Annotated in this window: 11 protein-coding genes; 5 read left to right on the top strand and 6 right to left on the bottom strand. The window is 74.5% G+C overall.

Features of this window, described 5'->3' with window-relative positions:
* Positions 1-18: 18 nt before the first annotated feature.
* Complete coding sequence (locus ABT123_RS01375; RefSeq protein WP_351307966.1) at positions 19-345, top strand: TcmI family type II polyketide cyclase; 327 nt, start codon at positions 19-21, stop codon at positions 343-345.
* Here the strand turns inward: ABT123_RS01375 and ABT123_RS01380 are convergent.
* Positions 334-1248 (bottom strand): LysR family transcriptional regulator ArgP, encoded by a 915-nt coding sequence (locus ABT123_RS01380; RefSeq protein ID WP_351307968.1) that lies wholly within the window; start codon positions 1246-1248, stop codon positions 334-336. The genes ABT123_RS01375 and ABT123_RS01380 overlap by 12 nt on opposite strands.
* 79 nt (positions 1249-1327) lie before the next feature.
* Between ABT123_RS01380 and ABT123_RS01385 the strand changes: the two genes are divergently transcribed.
* On the top strand, positions 1328-1951 hold the full coding sequence (locus ABT123_RS01385) for a LysE/ArgO family amino acid transporter (RefSeq protein WP_351307971.1): 624 nt from the start codon (positions 1328-1330) through the stop codon (positions 1949-1951).
* A gap of 73 nt (positions 1952-2024) precedes the next feature.
* Entirely contained in the window at positions 2025-2948 is a 924-nt protein-coding gene (locus tag ABT123_RS01390) for an NADP-dependent oxidoreductase (protein WP_351308200.1), read from the top strand.
* Between the two features lie 54 nt (positions 2949-3002).
* Here the strand turns inward: ABT123_RS01390 and ABT123_RS01395 are convergent, their stop codons facing one another.
* Both ABT123_RS01395 and ABT123_RS01400 read right to left on the bottom strand, forming a co-directional pair.
* Entirely contained in the window at positions 3003-5702 is a 2700-nt protein-coding gene (locus tag ABT123_RS01395) for a SpoIIE family protein phosphatase (RefSeq protein WP_351307973.1), read from the bottom strand.
* Positions 5699-7732 carry a SpoIIE family protein phosphatase gene (locus ABT123_RS01400; RefSeq protein WP_351307976.1) on the bottom strand — a complete coding sequence of 678 codons (2034 nt, stop codon included), beginning with the start codon at positions 7730-7732 and terminating at the stop codon, positions 5699-5701. Before ABT123_RS01400 ends, ABT123_RS01395 begins: the two co-directional genes overlap by 4 nt.
* A 110-nt stretch (positions 7733-7842) precedes the next feature.
* Here ABT123_RS01400 and ABT123_RS01405 point away from each other — a divergent pair, with 110 nt between their 5' ends.
* Complete coding sequence (locus tag ABT123_RS01405; protein WP_351307979.1) at positions 7843-9900, top strand: SpoIIE family protein phosphatase; 2058 nt, start codon at positions 7843-7845, stop codon at positions 9898-9900.
* Positions 9901-10697: 797 nt separating this feature from the next.
* Here the strand turns inward: ABT123_RS01405 and ABT123_RS01410 are convergent.
* Complete coding sequence (locus ABT123_RS01410; protein ID WP_351307982.1) at positions 10698-12419, bottom strand: tetratricopeptide repeat protein; 1722 nt, start codon at positions 12417-12419, stop codon at positions 10698-10700.
* A 156-nt stretch (positions 12420-12575) separates the two neighbouring features.
* Here ABT123_RS01410 and ABT123_RS01415 point away from each other — a divergent pair, with 156 nt between their 5' ends.
* Positions 12576-13238 carry a DUF4360 domain-containing protein gene (locus ABT123_RS01415; protein WP_351307985.1) on the top strand — a complete coding sequence of 221 codons (663 nt, stop codon included), beginning with the start codon at positions 12576-12578 and terminating at the stop codon, positions 13236-13238.
* A gap of 32 nt (positions 13239-13270) precedes the next feature.
* On the opposite strand, the gene ABT123_RS01420 is transcribed toward ABT123_RS01415, so the two are convergent.
* Complete coding sequence (locus ABT123_RS01420) at positions 13271-16042, bottom strand: helix-turn-helix transcriptional regulator (RefSeq protein ID WP_351307988.1); 2772 nt, start codon at positions 16040-16042, stop codon at positions 13271-13273.
* A gap of 260 nt (positions 16043-16302) precedes the next feature.
* Complete coding sequence (locus tag ABT123_RS01425) at positions 16303-18087, bottom strand: S8 family serine peptidase (RefSeq protein ID WP_351308202.1); 1785 nt, start codon at positions 18085-18087, stop codon at positions 16303-16305.
* Positions 18088-18204: the final 117 nt, after the last annotated feature.

An 18204-nucleotide genomic window follows, 5' to 3' on the forward strand; every position in this document is an offset into this window, starting at 1 on the left:
GTCTGAGGAGCGCGCCCGATGCACCAAGCACTGATCGTCGCCCGGATGGCACCGCAGTCGGCGGACGACATCGCCCGGGTCTTCGCCGAGTCCGACGCCGGCGAACTCCCGCACCTCGTGGGGGTGACCCGCCGCAGCCTGTTCCAGTTCGGCGACGTCTACCTGCACCTGTTCGAAACCCCGCACCCGCCGGGCCCCGAGGTGGCGAAGCACACCTCCCACCCGCTGTTCCAGGACATCAGCGAACAGCTCTCGTCCTACGTCAGGCCCTACGACCCGGCGACCTGGCGCAGCCCGAGCGACGCGATGGCCCGGCAGTTCTACAGCTGGCAGTCAGGGCGCTGACCGCAGCGCCTCGGCCGCCTCGGCCAGCACCGCCCCCGCCACCGCCGACAGGGCGGGGGAGTGCAGCTTCCACTGCTGCCAGTACAGCGCGACATCCAGCGGACGGTCCGGCGCCAGCGCGGTCAGCGCGCCGGACCTCAAACCGGGCAGCGCCTGCGGCTCCGGCACCAGGCCCCAGCCCAGCCCGGCCACCACCGCGTCGCGGAACCCCTCCGAGGTCGGCACCCGGTGCTGCACCGGCCCGGTGCCCGGCCCACCGCCCGTCCCGCCGCCCGGCAGCGCCCGCACGAAGGACGCCTGAAGATCGTCGCTGCGGTCGAAGACGATCACCGGCGCGGTGTGCAGATCCCGCTCCAACGGCCCGGACAGGTACCGCGCGGCGAACTCGGGGCTGGCCACCGCCAGATACCGGGCCAGCCCCAGCCGCCGCACCGAACAGCCCGCCACCGGATCCGGCGAAGAGGTCACCGCGGCCATCACCTGCCCCTCCCGCAACAGCAGCGTGGTCCGGCTCTCGTCCTCCCGGTGCAGCTCGAAACAGACCGGCGGATCCTGCGGGACCCGGGTCAGGGCCGGCAGGAACCAGGTGGCCAGCGAGTCCGCGTTCACCGCGATCGGCACCCGGGCCGGCCCCTGCCCGTCCCCGATCCCCAGCTCGGCCCGCGCATCCCGCTCCAGCCGGGCCAGCTGACGGGCGAACCGCACCACCACCTGCCCCGACTCGGTCGGCCGCACCGGCTTGGTGCGCAACAGCAGCACCCGCCCGGTGCGCTGCTCCAGGGCCTTCACCCGCTGACTCACCGCCGAGGGGGTCACGTGCAGCGCCGCCGCGGCGGCATCGAAGGTGCCCTCGTCCACCACCGCGAGCAGGGTGCGCACCTGGTCCAGGGGAAGTTCTTCCATCACAACGCTAAAGACTAGCTAAGGATGCGTAAGAATCTTTAGCTGTACGCATGATCTGTGCCTCCCTACGCTCAAAGCCATGACCAGCGGAATCCTTACGGCAGCCCTGGCCGGCTTCGGCACCGGCCTCTCCCTCATCGTCGCCATCGGCGCCCAGAACGCCTTCGTCCTCCGGCAGGGCGTGCGCCGCCACGCCGTCCTCGCCGTGGTCGCCATCTGCGCGATCTCCGACGCCCTCCTCATCACCCTCGGCGTCGCCGGCGTCGGAGCCGTGGTCGCCGCCTGGCCCGCCGCGGTCACCGCCGTCGGGCTGGCCGGCGGCGCCTTCCTCATCTGCTACGGACTCCTCGCCGCCCGCCGGGTGCTGCGCCCCGAACCCGGCGCCGCCCTCGGCACCACCGGCCGGACCGCGGGCTCGGCCGGCGCCGCCGTCCTGACCTGCCTCGCCATGACCTGGCTCAACCCGCACGTCTACCTGGACACCGTGCTCCTCGTCGGCAGCCTTGCCGCAGACCGCGGCGAGCTCCGCTGGGCCTTCGGCGCCGGCGCCGTCCTCGCCAGCCTCATCTGGTTCACCACCCTCGGCTACGGCGCCCGGCTGCTCAGCGGGGTGTTCGCCAGCCCCCGGGCCTGGCGCGTCCTGGACGGCCTGGTCGCCGCCACCATGCTCACCATGGGCGGTCTTCTGCTCGCCGGGACCTGACCGCCGTGGTGGGATGGACCGGTCGGATCACCGGGGGGCCACACCGGAGGACGGGCAGATGTCCGAGGACACCATGCGGGCGATGACGTACGACACCTACGGCGGACCGGAGGTGCTCGCCGAGACCCGGCTGCCGCGGCCCAAGTACGGGCCCGGCGAGGTCCTCGTCCGGGTCCGGCGGGCCGCCGTCAACCCGGTCGACTGGAAGATCATGGCCGGCGCCCTCGACGGGCTGATGGAGGTCACGTACCCGGTCGTGCCCGGCTGGGACGTGGCCGGCACCGTCGAGGCCGTCGGCATCGACACCCCCGAGTTCGCCGTCGGCGACGAGGTCATCGCCTACGCCCGCAAGGACTGGGTGCACGGCGGCACCTTCGCCGAGTACGTCACCGTCCCGGTCCGCGCGCTGGCCGCCAAACCGGCCGCCCTGGACTGGGACCAGGCCGCCGGACTGCCGCTGGCCGGGCTCACCGCCCACCAGCTGCTCACCCGGCTCGGCACCCGGGCCTCGGACACCGTGCTGGTGCACGGCGCCGCCGGCGGGGTCGGCTCCTTCGGCGTACAGATCGCCCGCGCCCTCGGCGCCCGGGTCATCGGCACCGCCTCCCCGCGCAACCACGACCGGCTCCGGGAACTCGGCGCCGACCCCGTGGCCTACGGCGACGGCCTCGCCGACCGGGTCCGCGCCCTCGCCCCCGACGGCGTCACCGTCGTGGCCGACTTCGTCGGCGGGGTCCTCGACGCGACCCGGGCCGTGCTCGCCGAGGGCGGCCGGCACGCCTCGATCGCCGACCCCGCCGTCCTGGGCGCCGGCGGGCAGTGGATGTGGGTCCGCCCCGACGGCCCGGGCCTCGCGGCCCTGGGCCGGCTCGCCGACGAGGGGAAACTGACCGTCCCGGTGGCCGCCGTCTTCCCGCTGGAGCAGCTGGCCGAGGCCTTCGAGCTCAGCCAGGCCGGACACACCGCCGGAAAGATCGTCATCCGGATCGCCGACTGACCCGCCGGGCCGCCGGCCCGCCGGAGCCGGCGGCCGACCAGGCCCGCCGGGCCGTCACCAGGCCAGGTCCTCCAGGTCGTCCAGACTCGGCATCGGCAGCGCACCCGCCTCCCCCGGTGCGCCACCGGACAGCGGCAGCTCCGCCCAGATCACCTTGCCGCGTCCGGTGTACCGGGTGCCCCACCGCTCCGCCAGCTGCGCCACCAGGAACAGCCCGCGCCCGCCCTCGTCCGTGGTCGCCGCGTACCGCAGGTGCGGGGCCGTACTGCTGCTGTCCGCGATCTCGCAGGTCAGCACCCGGTCCTTCAGCAGCCTGACCCGGATCGGCTCGCCGCCGTACCGGATCGCGTTGGTGATCAGCTCGCTGAGGATCAGCTCCGCGGTGAACGTGACCTCCTCCAGCCCCCACGCACTCAGCTGCGCGGCGGCCGTGTTCCGCACCCGCGACACCTCCGCCGGATCGGCCCGCACCTCCCACTCGGCCACCTGGTCCGGCGCCAGCAGCCGGGTCCCCGCCACCAGCAGCGCGATGTCGTCGCTCGGCGACGGGAACAGCAGGGCGCCCAGCACGTCCGCGCAGATCTGCTCGGGGGTGCGGTCCGGCTTGGCCAGGGCCTGCTGGAGCAGCTCCAGACCGGCCTCCAGATCCCGCTCCCGGTCCTCCAGCAGCCCGTCCGTGAACAGCACCAGCCGGCTGGACTCGGCCAGCTGCATCTCGTGGGACTCGTACGGCATCCCGCCCAGCCCCAGCGGCAGACCCGCCGGCACCTCGGGGAACTCCACCCGCCCGTCCGGATGCACCACCGCCGGCCCCGGATGCCCGGCCCGGGCCACCGCACACCGGCCGGACGCCGGATCGTAGACCGCGTACAGACAGGTGGCACCCGTGATGCCGGCCCCGTCCCGGGCCTCCGCATGGTCCATGTCGATCCGGCCGACCAGCTCGTCCAGATGGCCCAGCAGCTCCTCCGGCGGCAGATCCAGGGTGGAGAAGTTGTGCACCGCGGTCCGCAGCCGGCCCATGGTGGCCGCGGCGTGCAGCCCGTGCCCGACCACATCGCCCACCACCAGCGCCACCCGCGCCCCCGGCAGCGGGATCACGTCGAACCAGTCACCGCCCACCCCGGCCTCCGCCGGCAGGTAGCGGTACGCCACATCCACCGCGTTCTGCTCCGGCAGCACCCGGGGGAGCAGGCTGCGCTGCAGGGTCACCGCCATCGCGTGCTCCCGGGTGAACCGCCGCGCATTGTCGATGGAGACCGCCGCCCGCGCGGCCAGCTCCTCGGCGAAGGACAGATCGTCCTCCACGAACGCGTCGGGGGTGTCCGCCCGCCAGAAGTTCGCCATCCCCAGCACCACCCCGCGGGCCTGCAGCGGCACGCTGATCAACGAATGGATGCCGTACTCCAGCGTCAGCGCCGCCCCTTCCGGATCCTGGTCCCGCCAGGCGTGTGCGGTGGTGAGGTCGGGCTCGAGCACGGCCCGGCCGGACTCCAGCGCGGCAGCCATCGGCGTCGACGGCGCCACGAACCGGATCAGATCGCCCACCGGCTGCAGCGGCGGATCCGGCCGGACCCCGCTCAGCGCGGTCCGCCGCATCTCCGCGTGCACCCCCGAGGGCTCCTCACCCCGCAGCACCGGATCCAGCAGCTCCACCGTGACGAAATCCGCGAACCGCGGCACGGCCACCTCGGACAGCTCCTCGGCGGTCCGCACCACGTCCAGGGTGGTGCCGATCCGTACCCCGGCGTCGTACAGCAGCCGCAGCCGGCTCCGCGCCACCTCCGACCGGCCGGACAGCGCGGCCAGCTCGGTGGAGTCCCGCAGGGTTGCCACCGTGCCGGTGGACTGCCCCCGGTACTCCTTGGTGGGCCGGACGTTCACGGCCAGCAGCCGGTCCCCGACCAGGTGCAGCTCGTCGGTGGCGATCCGCCCGGAGGCCAGCAGTGCGGAGATCCGCGGCGGCAGGCCGAGCCCGGTCATCGGCTGCTGCTCGGCATCGGGCGGCAGGTCCAGCAGCCGCCGCGCCTCGTCGTTGGCGAGCACCAGCCGGCGGTCCGCCCCGATGATCAGTACCCCCTCGCGGACCGCGTGCAGCACCGCCTCGTGGTGCTCGTTGATCCGGGTCATCTCGACCGGCCCGAGGCCGCCGGTCTGGCGCCGCAGCCGCCGGCTGACCAGCGCCGCACCGCCGGTGCCCAGCAGCAGCGCGACCGCGCCCGCACCCAGTACCAGCGGCAGCTGCCTCTCCACCGCCTCGGAGACGTTCTGGATCTCTATGCCCGTGCTGACCATGCCGACCACCTGCCCGCCGGCGTCGCGGACCGGCACCACGGCCCGGACCGCATCGCTGGGCCGGCCGCGGAAGATCTCGGTGAACGACTGCCCCGCGGCGGCCCGCGCGATGTTGCCGCCGGCCCGGGTGCCGATCAGGTCCGGCTGTGGATCGGTGAACCGGACGCCGTCCCGGCCGAGCACGGCGACGAAGTCCACGCCCGAGGACACCCGGGTCGCCTCGGCCCGCGGCTGGAGCTCAGCAGTCGGATCCGGTGACCGGAGGGCCACCGCGGTGCCCGGGGCGTGCGCGAACGCCTCGGCGGCGGCCAGCGAGCGGTTCCGGGCGTTCTCCGTACCGTCGTGCTCGGCCTGCAGGACGAGGGCCACGACGGCCGCCGTCACCAGCAGCAGCACGATCACCGCCTGCAGAGCGAACACCTGTCCGGCCACGCTGCGCGACCAGGCCCGCGGGCTCACGGCCGGCTCCGGGCGATCAGCAGGGCGACGTCGTCGGACACCTCGTCCTGCCGCAGCCCGTCGAGCAGCAGGTCGCAGGTCTCCTCCAGCGGCCGTCCGGGGTCGTCCAGCAGGGCGGCCAGCGCGGCCAGCCGTTCGTCGATCGGATCGTTGCGGGTCTCGACCAGCCCGTCGGTGTAGAGGACCAGCTGGTCACCCTCGCGGAAATCCACCGCGGTGGTTTCGAAGGGGATCCCGCCCACTCCCAGCGGGGCACCGGTCGGCAGCTCCACCAGCTCGGCCCGGCCGCTGTCCGCCCGCAGCAGGACAGGGGGCAGGTGCCCGGCATTGGCGATCCGGCACTGCCCCCGCTCCGGGTCGTAGACCGCATACAGACAGGTGGCGATGTAGTGCTCCAGCCCCGAGGTGATCTTGTCCAGGTGGCGGAGGACCTGCGCCGGATCGAGGTCGAGGTCGGAGAAGGCGCAGGTGGCGGTGCGGAGCCGGCCCATGGTCGCGGCGGCGTCGATGCCGCTGCCCATCACATCGCCGACCACCAGCGCCGTCTTGTCCCCGGCCAGCGGGATCACGTCGTACCAGTCCCCGCCGACCTCGTTGGAGGCGTGCGCGGGCCGGTACCGGGAGGCGATCTCCAGGCCGGGCGGGTGCGGCGGCACGCGCGGCAGCAGACTCCGCTGGAGGGTCTCCGCCGAATTCCGCACGCTCTGGTACCAGCGGGCGTTGTCGATGCTGACGGCCGCCCGGGCGGCCAGCTCGGTGGCCAGCACCACGTCGTCCTCGTCGAAGGGCAGCGGATTGCGGGCCCGCTTCAGGTCCAGGGCGCCCAGCACCTCCCCGCGGGCGATCAGCGGCACCGCCAGGTACGAGTGCACGCCCGCCCGCTCCAGCTGCGCGGCGGCCTCCGCGTTGCGCGCGATCCGGGGCAGGTCCTCCGGGCGGACCCGGGAGACCATCACCGGCCGGGCCGTGTGCACGCAGCGGGTGACCAGCCGGTCCTCCCCGTACATGGCGAGCTCGCCGGCCGGATCGGCGGCGGTCATCGCCTCGGTCTCATAGGCGGTCTTCACCGCCAGGGCCCGGAACAGCTCCGGACCGCTGTCCGGGGCACCCGGACGGCGGCAGGACAGCACCGAGTCGAGCACGTCCACCGCCGCCACGTCCGCGAGCGCCGGCACCACCACCTCGGCCAGCTCGTGGGCGGTCCGGTCCACCTCCAAGGTGGTGCCCACCCGGGCGGAGGCATCGGCGATCAGCGCCAGCCGCCGCCGGGCCCGGTCCGCCTCGGTGGCCGACCGGTGCCGCTCGGTGACGTCGACCACCGAGACACCGACCCCCAGCACCCGCCCCTGCGGGCCCTCCAGCCGGTAGAAGGACACCGACCAGGCATGGTCCTCGTCCGGATCGGCGGGGGTCCGGCCGACCGAGTACTGGTCGATCAGCGGCACCCCGGTGGCCAGCACCAGGCGCAGGGCCTTCTCCAGTGCGTCGGCGTCGAGGAAGGGCAGCGTCTCCCGGATCGTGCGGCCCACGTGGTCGGCCGCCGGAATGCCGTTGATCCGCTCCAGCGCCGGATTGACCAGCACGTACCGCAGATTCGGGTCCATCAGGGCCAGCCCGATCGGCGACTGCGTGACCAGCCGGTCGGACAGGGCCAGGTCGGTCTCCACCCGCTGGACGGTGGCGTGATCGGCGCAGATCCCGAGCGCATACAGGTCCCCGAAGGTGTCCTGCAGCCGCATGTTCCGGAACTCCACCATCCTGACGTCGCCGTTCTTGTGCCGGACGGGGAAGGCCCCGGCCCAGCTCTCACCGCTGGCCAGCACCTCGGCGAAAAGCCCCATCACCAGTTCCAGGTGCTCCCGGTGCACCAGCAGCCTGCCCGCGAACCGGCCGAGGGCCTCGGCCGCCGTCCAGCCGAAGAGGCGCTCGGCCTCGGGGCTCCAGAAGCGGATGCGCCCCTCCGCGTCGAGCACCACGGCAGCAACGCCGAGGACATCCAGCAGTCCCCTGGGCTCCGGAGTCTCGGTCACCCCTCCATGCTGCCCCCTGGGGCCTGTCCGGGCGCTGCGAGCGCCGCCGGGGGACGTCTCCGATAGGGTGTTTTGAGCGGAATGTACCCCTTCGGGGTGAGGTCATTGCCTTGGACACACATCAGCGGGCGAGCCAGGCGCCGGAGCAGCCCCAACGCGCCGTCGGCTACGCAGGCGTGCTCCGCGAACTGCTCCCGATCGCCCTGTGGCGGGAGGACGCCGACGGCCGGGTCGTGGAATGGTCCCTCGCCGCCCAGGACCTGCTCGGCCACCTCCCCGAAGAGATCATCGGCCGGCCCGCCGCCACCGTCCTCGTCCCCGAAGGCAACCGCGAGCTCGCCGACGAACTGACCCGCCGCGTCCACGCCGGCGAAACCGTCATCGGCACCCTCTCCGTACGCCACCGCAACGGCCGGCCCGTCACCATGGAGATGTGGATCGTCCCCACCCCCGACCCGGACGGCCGCCCCGGCGCCCTGCTCGTCGCCGTGGAAACCACCCAGGTCATGCACATGAGGGACTCCCTCGCCGCCCTGGAGAGCCTCTTCACCCAGTCGCCCATCGGCCTCGCCACCCTCGGCACCGACCTGCGGTTCCTCCGCGTCAACGAGGCCCTCGCCCGTATGAACGGCGTCTCCGCCGCCGACCACCTCGGCAAACGCCTCAGCGAAGTGGCCCCCGGCATCAACGCCACCGCCCTCGAAGCGATGATGCGGCAGGCCATCGACCGCGCCACCCCCGTCATCGACACCCGCCGCACCGGCCGCACCCCCGCCGACCCCAGCCGCGACCACACCTGGTCCTGCTCCTACGCACCCCTCAGCGACAGCTCCGGCCGCATCCTCGGCGTGATCGCCTCCATCATCGACATCACCGAAGGCCAGCAGGCCCTCGTCGAAGCCGAACGCGCCCGCCAGCGCCTCGCCCTCCTCGCCGAAGCCGGCACCCGCATCGGCACCACCCTCGACGTGAACCAGACCGCCCGCGAAATCGCCGAAGTCCTCGTCCCCCGGCTCGCCGACTCCGCCGACGTCCAGATGCTGGAAGAAATCCTCGCCCCCGACGAAGCCGGCACCGCACGCCACGGACTCATCCGCCGACTGGCCGCCACCTTCCCCGACCCCTCCGCCCCCACCGCCAAACTCGCCCCCGGCATGACCTTCCAGGTCCCCCTCGGCTCCGTCTACGACCGGGTCATCGAGCAGGGCCGCCCGATGAACCTCACCTACGCCGACATCCCCGCCCTCATCACCGACCCCCGCGCCGAAAACCTGCGCACCTACTTCTCCACCCGGATCGGCTCCGCCCGGCTGATCCCGCTGGTCGCCCGCGGCACCGTCCTCGGCGCCGTCGTGGTGACCCGGCTCCTCAGCCGGGAGCCCTTCGACGAACAGGACTGCCTGCTCATCGACGAACTCGTCTCCCGCGCCGCCCTCAACATGGACAACGCCCGCATGTACACCGGCCAGCGCGAAGCCGCCCTCACCCTGCAGCGCAGCCTCACCCACAACACCCTGCCCGAGGTGCCCGGACTCGCCCTCACCGGCCGCTACGTACCCGCCAGCGACCACGACGTCGGCGGCGACTGGTACGACGCCATCAGCCTGCCCGGCAACCGCACCGCCCTCGTCATCGGCGACGTCATGGGCCACGGCATCCACGCCGCCGCCGTCATGGGCCAACTCCGCACCGCCGTCCGCACCCTGGCCGGGCACGACATCCCGCCCGTCCACATGCTGCACTCCCTCGACGCCATCGTCGCCGACCTCGGCGAAGACGAGATGGCCACCTGCGTGTACGCCGTCCACGACCCCGCCACCGGCGGCTGCGAGATCGCCCGGGCCGGCCATCCGCCACCCGCCCTGGTCACCCCGGACGGCACGGTCCGCTTCCTCGACGGTCCGCCCGGCACCCCCCTCGGCACCGGAGCCGACTCCTTCCACTCCGAACACGTCCCACTGCCCGCCGGCAGCGTGCTCGCCCTCTACACCGACGGGCTCATCGAATCCCGCCACCGCGACCTCGACGAAGGCATGCGCCAACTGGCCCGCGCCCTCACCGGCCCCGACCGCCCCCTGGACACCATCTGCGAATCCGCCCTCACCCGCCTCACCCCCTCCCCAGCCCAAGACGACGTAGCCCTCCTCCTAGCCCGGCCCCTCTTTTAGGGGGCTCGGTTCGCCTCCGGGGGCGCTTCTGCCGAGCTCACAGGGCCGTGCGTCCTCGAAAACCGCTCGTTCCTCGCGGTTTCCGCCGGGCGCTCGCCCCTGTTCCCTCGGCGCGCCCCCTTCGGCTCACTCGCCCCGCGCAGGCTGCGAGGACGCGGAACGGGGGCGGCTCCGAGCCGGGCGGAGCCCGGGACCCAAGGGGGCTGGGGCAGAGCCCCTGCACCGGGGTTCGGGGCCGAACCCGTGCACGGAGGTTCGGGGCGGAGCCCCGCACGGGGTCCGGGGCGAAGCCCCGAAATCCGGGCGAGGCCCGGGCACCCACGGGGGCTGGGGCGGAGCCCCTGAACGGGGTTTGGGGCGGAGCCCCGCACGGGGTCCGGGGGCTCTGCCCCGACGGGGCCGGGGCGAAGCACGGCACCCAAGGGGGCTGGGGCTGGGCCCCCACGGGGTTCGGGGGCGGAGCCCCTGAACGGGTCTGGGGCAGAGCCCCCGCACGGGGTTCGGGGCGGAACCCGTGCACGGGGTTCGGGGCTGGGCCCCGCACGGGGTTCGGGGCGGAGCCCCGCCATGGGGTCCCGGGGCGAAGCCCCGAAAGGGGTGCCGGGCGGAGCCCGGGCACCCGGGGTGTGGGGCGGAGCCCCACGGGCGGGGTCCGGGGCCGCAGGCCTCGGTTTCGGGAAGGGGCGGGGTGGGGAAAGGCCCCGCGCAGCGGGCCAGCCCGCCGGGGCGGCGGTATGCGTCCCGGCCGCGCAGCGGGGCCAGCCGGGGCGACGGCACGCGGCCCGGCCAGGCAGCGGCTACGTTTCGTAGCGGGTTACCGCGGCCAGCATGCGGGCCGCGACCTCACGGACCCCCCGCTCCACCCAAGGGCACCCCAACACCAACCTGCACAGCGAAGCCAGAATCGTCGCGTCCCGCTCCTGCCACGCCCGCCCCACCGCCGTCATCCGGTCCGTGAGCAACGCCCCCACCTCCTCCCGCGCCGCCGGATCCGCCCACGCCGTCGCCAGCAGCGCAAAACCCGCCGCCTCGTTCACCCAGTCCTCCGGCCCGAACAGCAGATCAATCAGCACGGCCCGCCGCCGCGAACCGGCCCACGGCTCGTCCGCATGGTGATGGGCGATCCCCAGACACGCGAAGGTCTGCACCGCCCGCACCCACAACTCCGGCTGCCGCCCCAGCAGATACGCACCCTGCGCACTGTCCCGCGGCAGCGGCGGATGCACGCACACCGCCAGCAGGTCCCCCAGCGACAGCCCGGACAGGCGCACGGCATGGTCGTACGCCGCCCCCGGCGCGTCCCAGCCCACCGAGGCGACCTGCCGGACCAGCTCCGCGGCCGGCCGGGACGGCGGGTCCAGCGCCGGCCGGGCCGCCGGCCCGTCGAACTCCCAGAGCCGGGTGCCCACCTCGTGCTGCGGGAGCCTGGGATCCGGCAGCGGCACGCACTTGTAGGCGATGCCCGACCGCGGCAGCCCCATCCGCACCGCAAGCACGGTGCTGGGCGGCTCCAGATGCGAACCGACCAGCTCGATCCCGCTGCCCGGCGCCGTGCCGGGATCGGCCAGTATCCGGTGCAGCACACCCAGGCTCGCCTCGGAGGCCGGATGCACATGCCCCAGCCATGGCACCCCGTCGCACAGCTCCGCCAGCAGGTGACCCGCGTAGCCGTGGTCCGGATACTCCCTCAGGTGGTCGGAGAGGGCCAGCAGATGCTCCGTCCCGCCCCCCTCCGCGGCATGCCGCAGCGCATGCACCGCCGGGCCGGCCGTCGGGTGCCCGGGGTCGATGTCCAGGACCCGGTCCAGCCAGGGCAGGCCCTCGGCGGGCCGCCCGGTGCGCTGGTAGACCTCGGCCACGTCCACGTACCGCTCCAGGTCGGACGGGTCCCGGGCGATCTCCGCCTGACAGACCGCCAGCGCCTGCTCCGCCCAGCGCGCCGCCTCGTCCGGCTCGCCGAGCCGCCGGGCCAGCACGGAGGCCAGGGTCAGCAGCGCCGTGTGCTCCGGATGCCGCTCCAGGACGGCCCCCACCAGCCCGCGGAACGGGCCCACCGCCTCCCGCAGTCCGGCCGGCGCCGGCCCCTCGGGCAGGCCGCCCGTCACCGCGGCGACCGCCCGGCCCACCGCCTCGGGGGAGACCAGCCCGGCCAGATCCGGCCGGGCCAGCCAGGCGACCTGCGCCCAGCCGCGCTCCGGCTCGGCACCGATCACCGCCCCCAGCCGGTCGACCGCCGCATCCCAGAAACCCGCCGCGGCGTACAAGTGCGCCATACAGGCCACGATTCCGGAAGACGCCTCGTCCGTCGGGAACCACTCCAGCGCGGCGAGCGCCCCGCCGGCCGCCGCGGCCAGCTCGGCGAGCGCCTCGTGCGCCTCCGGCAGCCCCGGCTCGGCCGCGAACGCGGAGCCGAGGTGCCGGGCCGCGTGACCGAGCTCCCCTTCGGACAGGGCCAGGTACGCCACCGCCACCTCGCTGCGGGCGTCCGCCCTGCCGTGCTGCACCTCGTTCATCCCCATGCCGGAAACGTACCGCCCGCGGCCGACAGCGTCCCCGTCCAGGGCCGAGCGGGTGGTGACGGTCCACCGTCCGGCATGGGATCTGTGAGGATTTGTCACAGGGTGATGGAGTGCGGCCGACAAGCGTGACCCGCACAACCCATGGAAGGGAACTCGGTGTTCAGAACGGTGTTCACCGGTGGCGCTACCGCCGCACTGCTCGCAGCCGCCGCCCTCACCCCCTCGGCGGGGATCGCCGCGCCCCGGCCGGCTCCCCCCACCGGAAACGTCACCATCGACCTCGCCTCCGTCAACGGCTCCGGCTGCCGGCCCGGCAGCGCCGCCGTGGACGTGTCACCGGACAACTCGGCCTTCACCGTCACCTACAGCGAGTACCTCGCCCAGGTCGGCAAGGGGGCCCAGCCCACCGAGTTCCGCAAGAACTGCCAGCTGGGCCTGCGCGTCACCGTCCCGCAGGGCTACACCTACGCCATCGCCAAGGTCGACTACCGCGGCTTCGCCAGCCTCCAGGACCAGGCGTCCGGCACCCAGCAGGCCGGCTACTACTTCCAGGGCATGTCCCAGACGCAGCGCCGCAGCCACACCTTCCGCGGCCCGGTCCAGGGCAACTGGCAGGTCACCGACACCACCCCGGTGGAGTCGCTCGCCTTCGCGCCGTGCGGCGAGAAGCGCAACTTCAACATCAACACCGAGCTGCGGGTGGACGCCGGGGCCTCGGACACCGAGACCACCAACAGCTTTATGGCGATGGACTCGACCGACGGCACCTTCAACACCGTCTACCACTTCTCCTGGAAGGAATGCCCGGTCCGCCGCTGACGCTCCGTCGCCTGCGGCATCGGTACGGTGGATCAGCCGCGGCGCAGTGCTGCCGCCAGCTGGGCCCGGGAGCGGACGTCGAGCTTCTGGTAGATGCGCGTCAGCCGGGCCTCGACGGTTTTCACGCTCAGGAACAGCTTCGCCGCCGCCTCCTGGTTGCTCGCCCCCTGACCGACCAGCAGGGCCAGCCGGGTCTCCGCCTCGGTGAGCACCTCCGGGCCGGCCCCGGGACCCCGTCCCGGAGCCGGCCCGCGCCCCGTTCCGGCCGGCACCTGGCGGGTCAGCTCCACCCACGGCACCGCCCCGGCCCGCTCGAAGACCTCCGCCGCGCTCTGCAGCGCAGCCCGCGCCGGAGCCCGTCGGCGCCGCCGCCGCTCCACCCGCGCCAGCGCCAGCAGGGTCCGCCCGCGCTCCCACGGCAGCCCCAGCCCCTCGAAGCGCTCCGCCGTGGCCTCCAGCAGCGCGACCGCCGCGTCCGGTTCCCCGGCCGCCGCCAGCAGCAGCCCCTGCGCCCGGTCCAGCGAGGCGACCACCCCGGACCGGCCGAGCCGCACCGCCACCGCCCGTACCTCGTCGAGCAGCGCCGCCGCCTCGGCCGGGGCGTCCGCCGCCACCAGGGCCTCGGCCAGCTCCCCGTGCCAGCGCAGCACCGAGGGGTCCACCACCTGCTGCGCGGCCTCCAGGTCCGCGACCCGGCGCAGGGTGGCCACCGCCTTCGCCGCCTCCCCGCCGGCCAGTTCCACCAGCCCGAGCGCGTACAGGCTCCGGGAGAGGAACACCTGGTCGCGTTCCTCCTCCGAGGCCTGCACCCCCCGCCGGGCATATCCGGCGGCCCGGGCGAAACTGCCGCCCATGTACTCCGCGATCGCCGCCAGGTACCAGGCCGGCCCGGGGGACAGGCCCGCCTCGATGGTCAGCTGCAGCGCCCGCCGGGCATGGGCCGATCCGGCCGCGCACCGGCCGCTGCGCAGCTCCACCTCGGTGAGGCTGCGCAGCACCTCGAAGACGTCCTCGGCGGAGCCGGTCCGCTCCACCGCGGGCAGCAGCACCAGCAGCTGTTCCCGGGCATCGGCCGACCGGTCGTCGAACAGGGCGTGCCGGACCGCCAGGTACTGCGGTGCGTTTCGCATGCCCAGCGGCACCTCGGGCACCGGCAGCGCCAGCGCCTCCGCGAGGATCTCCTCGGCCCCCGGATCGCCCAGGATCCGGCCCATCCGGGCCCGTACGGTCAGCGCCATCGCCTCGGCGACCCGGTCCCCGCCGGCCTTGGCCAGCTCCCCGGCCTCGTCGGCGGCCTCGCGCGAGCGCACCGGATCCCCGTCGCTCAGGTTCAGCTTCCACGCCACCCGCAGCTGTACGGCGGCCAGCAGCGCGGGATCCCCGGCCGCGTCGGCCACGGCGTGCGCAAAGGTCTCGTCGAGGTCGGCCAGGGCCTGGCCGGCGGCGTCGATCACGGCCAGCCGGGCCCGTACCCGGTCGGCGGGCGCGGCATCCCGGGCCAGCACCGCCCGGGCGGCCCGGCGGGCCAGGTCGGCCCGTCCGGACCAGCCGGCGTCCTCGGCGGCGGCGACCAGCCGGGCCAGTTCGGCCGCGGACCGGTCCACCGGAGTGCGTTCGGCGGCAAGCAGCCCGAGTTCGGCGGCCAGTGCCCGGTTTCCGCGCCGCCGGCAGGCCGCCGCGGCCTCCCCGAGGTCGGCGGCCAGCTGCTCGTCCGGGAGGTCCACGGCCAGCGCCCGGTGCCGGACGGCCTGCACCGGGTCGTCGACGGCGGCGGCCAGCGCGGCGTGCCCGGCGGCCCGTTCGGGCCAGCCCGCGTCGGCGGCCAGGGCGGCCGGCAGGGCCCCGGCGGTGAAGGCGACGGTGCCGTCCTGGCCCACCGTCACCAGGGCGGCCCGCTCGGCCTCGGCGAGTTCCGCCTCCGCGTCCGGCCGGCCGGCCCGGCGCAGCAGCGCCGTCGTGGGGCGGGTGGCGAGCGCGGCGAGCAGCAGGCTGGGGTGCGCCCGGTCGGGCGCCTCGGCGAGCAGCCGCCGGGTGACCTGCCGGACCGGGCCGGACACCGGGAGGGTGTCGGCGTGGTGCGCGCAGCCGTCCCCGGCCTCGGCGAGGGAGTGCCCGAGGGCGAGGGCGAGGCGCGGATTGCCGCCGCTGGCCTGGTGGACCCGGCCGGCCAGCCGGGCGGGCAGCCCGTGCCGGACCAGGAGTTCGGCCACCTCGTCGGCGCCGAGCGGGGGGACCCGTACGGCGGGGGTGCCGGGACCGCAGAGGGCCTCGGCGACGGTCGCGCCGCCCCGGTCGCATTCGGCGGCGAGCAGCCGCACCCCGGGCGGGGTCAGCCTCAGAGCGAACCGGAGCAGGCCGGCACTCTCCGGGTCCAGCCACTGCGCATCGTCCAGGACGATCAGCAGCGGCTCGGCCACGGCGAGGCTGCGGAGCACCTCGACGACCGCCAGGCGCAGGGCCACATCGTCGCGGCCGGCCCGCGGGGCATCGGTCTCCCGGCAGAGCAGGGCGACGGCGGCGCGCTGCGGTCCGGCCAGCCGGTCCAGTGCGGCGGCGGGCACGGAGGCGAGCAGCGCCGCGGCGCCTGCCTCCGGCAGCGCGCGGTCCGCGGCCTCGGGGGCCAGCCGGAGCACGGTCTCGCCGCGGGCCTCGGCAGCCGCTGCCACCGCCCCGGCCAGGACGGTCTTGCCGGCCCCGGTCGGGCCGGTGAGGATCACCCGGCCGCGCGTGGTCAGCGCGCGGTCGACCGCCTCGATCAGTTCGCCGTGTCCGACGGTCGCCTCAGCGTTCCCCGTCGCCGCCACGCACAGCCACCAGCCTCTCGCTCCCCGTCCTGTGCCTCACCTGTGAGCGCGAGAATACGAGGTCGGAGGCCTGGCGGACCCTGATTGTGACGCAGAAATCAGCCGGCGGCAGGAAAGACCCGCGGGCCTGCCGTCATGGGACGAATCGGCAGGCCCGCGGGCGGAGTTGGTCCGGACCTATTGGTCAGGCAGGTACGGACCTTTGTGGGGGGTGGCGGCTTGGGGTGTGCGTGGGGGAGCAGCCGGTGGTGCGGGGTGTCCTAGAAGCCGAGGCTCCAGGAGTCGATGTAGCCGGTGTCGGCGGCGGCGACGTCCTGGACGCGCAGCTGCCAGGTGCCGTTGGCGGGCCAGGCGGAGGCGTCGACGGTGTACGTGGTGAGCACGTTGGCCGCGCTGTCGCCGGAGGAGCTCTGCAGCCGCTTGACCGCACCGCCCGGGCCGACCAGGTCGATGACCAGGTCGCCGCGGTAGCTGTGCTTGATGTCGACGTTCACCTTCAGGGCGGCCGGGGCGTTGCCGGTGCGGCCGGTGACGGCGATGGAGGAGGAGACGGCACCGCCGTTGTCCGGGATGGCGACATCGGTGGTGTTCTCGTGGGCGGCCGGGGTGCCGGTGCCGCCGGTGACGGCCGCGACGGTCTTGGCCGCGTCGGCGAGGCCGGTGCCGCAGCCGCCGGTGCAGGTGCCGGCCAGCGGGCGGGCGTTGGTCTTGATCGCGGACTCGATCTGGGCCGGGGTCAGCGCGGAGTTGGCCGACTTCAGCAGCGCGGCGAGGCCCGCGATGTGCGGGGCGGCCATGCTGGTGCCCTGGTAGGGCTTGTAGTTCTCGGCGCCCGGGGTGCTGGTGCCGGCGTTCAGGGTGGAGAGGATGCCGTTCTCGGGGGTGGTGATGGTGCCGGGCGTGTCGGTGGCGCGGCGGGTCTCACCGCCCGGGGCGGCGACGTCGACGGAGGCGCCGTAGTTGGAGTAGTAGGAGCGGTCGCCGGTGCGGTTGCTGGCGGCCACGTTGATCACGTTGCTGCAGCTGGCGGGCGAGAAGCCGCTCGCGTCCGCGTTGCTGTTGCCGGCGGCCACCACGACGGTGGTGCCACGGGCCACGGCCGCGTTGATGGCGTTCTGGTAGCTGCTGCCGCAGGTGCCGGAGCCGCCGAGGCTCATGTTGATGACCTTGGCCGGGGTGGCGTTGACCGGGATGCCGGCCACCGAGCCGCCGGACGCCCAGGTGATGGCGTCGACGATGTCGGAGGTGGCGCCGCCGCACTTGCCGAGCACGCGCACGGGCTGGATCTTGGCGCCGTACGAGATGCCGGCGATGCCCTTGCCGTTGTTGGTGGCGGCGCCGATGGTGCCGGCCACGTGGGTGCCGTGCCAGGAGGAGGTGCTCGCCTTGGAACCGAGGCCGCACTCGCCGGCCGCGGTCCAGTCGCCCTGGTCGGCCGGGTTGTTGTCGCGGCCGTTGCCGTCGCGGGCGTCGGCGGCGCTGGAGATGAAGTCGTAGCCGGGCACCACGTTCGCGGCGAGGTCGGAGTGGGCGACGTAGCCGGTGTCGATGACGGCGACGGTGACGCCGGAACCGGTGGTCTTGTCCCAGGCGGCCGGAACGTTCATGCCGGCGGTGGGCTCGAACAGGTCCCACTGCTTGGCGTACTCGGTGTCGTTCGGGGTGGCCAGCGCGTAGGCGCGGGTGTCGGGCTCCACGTAGGCGACGTCCGGGTCCGCGCGGAACTGGGCCATCACGTCCGCGGCTTCGGCGGGCGCGAGGGTGCCGCCGAGGTCCACGAGTGCGGCCCCGGTGCCGAGACGGCGCTCGAATTCCACCGATTCGCCGGCCTTCTTGCCCTTGGCCTTGGCGTCGGCGTCGGCGGCGGTGTTGGAACTGGCCTCGGAGGCGGTCGACTTGTAGCCGACGATCAGGTTCGCGACCGGCGCGGACGGCTGCGGGACGGACGCGGCCGTGGCGGCGACGGGGGCCGTGCCCGGTGCGGCCACGGGCTGGGACAGGGCCAGCGAGGTGGTGGCGGTACCACCGAGCAGGGTGGCGGACATCGCCACCACGGATATGAGCCGGCGTCGGGATGCGTGCAAGGTGTGCCCTTTCGCGGCCGTTTCCGGGCAGGCCGGAGCGGCCGGTTGGTGCGTGTGGGAGGTGTACCGGCGGTGGCG

The sequence above is a fragment of the Streptomyces sp. NPDC002054 genome (assembly GCF_040296685.1).
Classification (GTDB): Bacteria; Actinomycetota; Actinomycetes; order Streptomycetales; family Streptomycetaceae; genus Streptomyces.

Excerpts from the sequence above, each read along its gene's own strand:
- ABT123_RS01385 (WP_351307971.1), top strand. The coding sequence starts at position 1,328 with ATGACCAGCGGAATCCTTACGGCAGCCCTGGCCGGCTTCGGCACCGGC.
- ABT123_RS01390 (WP_351308200.1), top strand. The coding sequence starts at position 2,025 with ATGCGGGCGATGACGTACGACACCTACGGCGGACCGGAGGTGCTCGCC.
- ABT123_RS01425 (WP_351308202.1), bottom strand. The coding sequence starts at position 18,087 with ATGTCCGCCACCCTGCTCGGTGGTACCGCCACCACCTCGCTGGCCCTG.
- ABT123_RS01375 (WP_351307966.1), top strand. The coding sequence starts at position 19 with ATGCACCAAGCACTGATCGTCGCCCGGATGGCACCGCAGTCGGCGGAC.
- ABT123_RS01410 (WP_351307982.1), bottom strand. The coding sequence starts at position 12,419 with ATGGGGATGAACGAGGTGCAGCACGGCAGGGCGGACGCCCGCAGCGAG.
- ABT123_RS01380 (WP_351307968.1), bottom strand. The coding sequence starts at position 1,248 with ATGGAAGAACTTCCCCTGGACCAGGTGCGCACCCTGCTCGCGGTGGTG.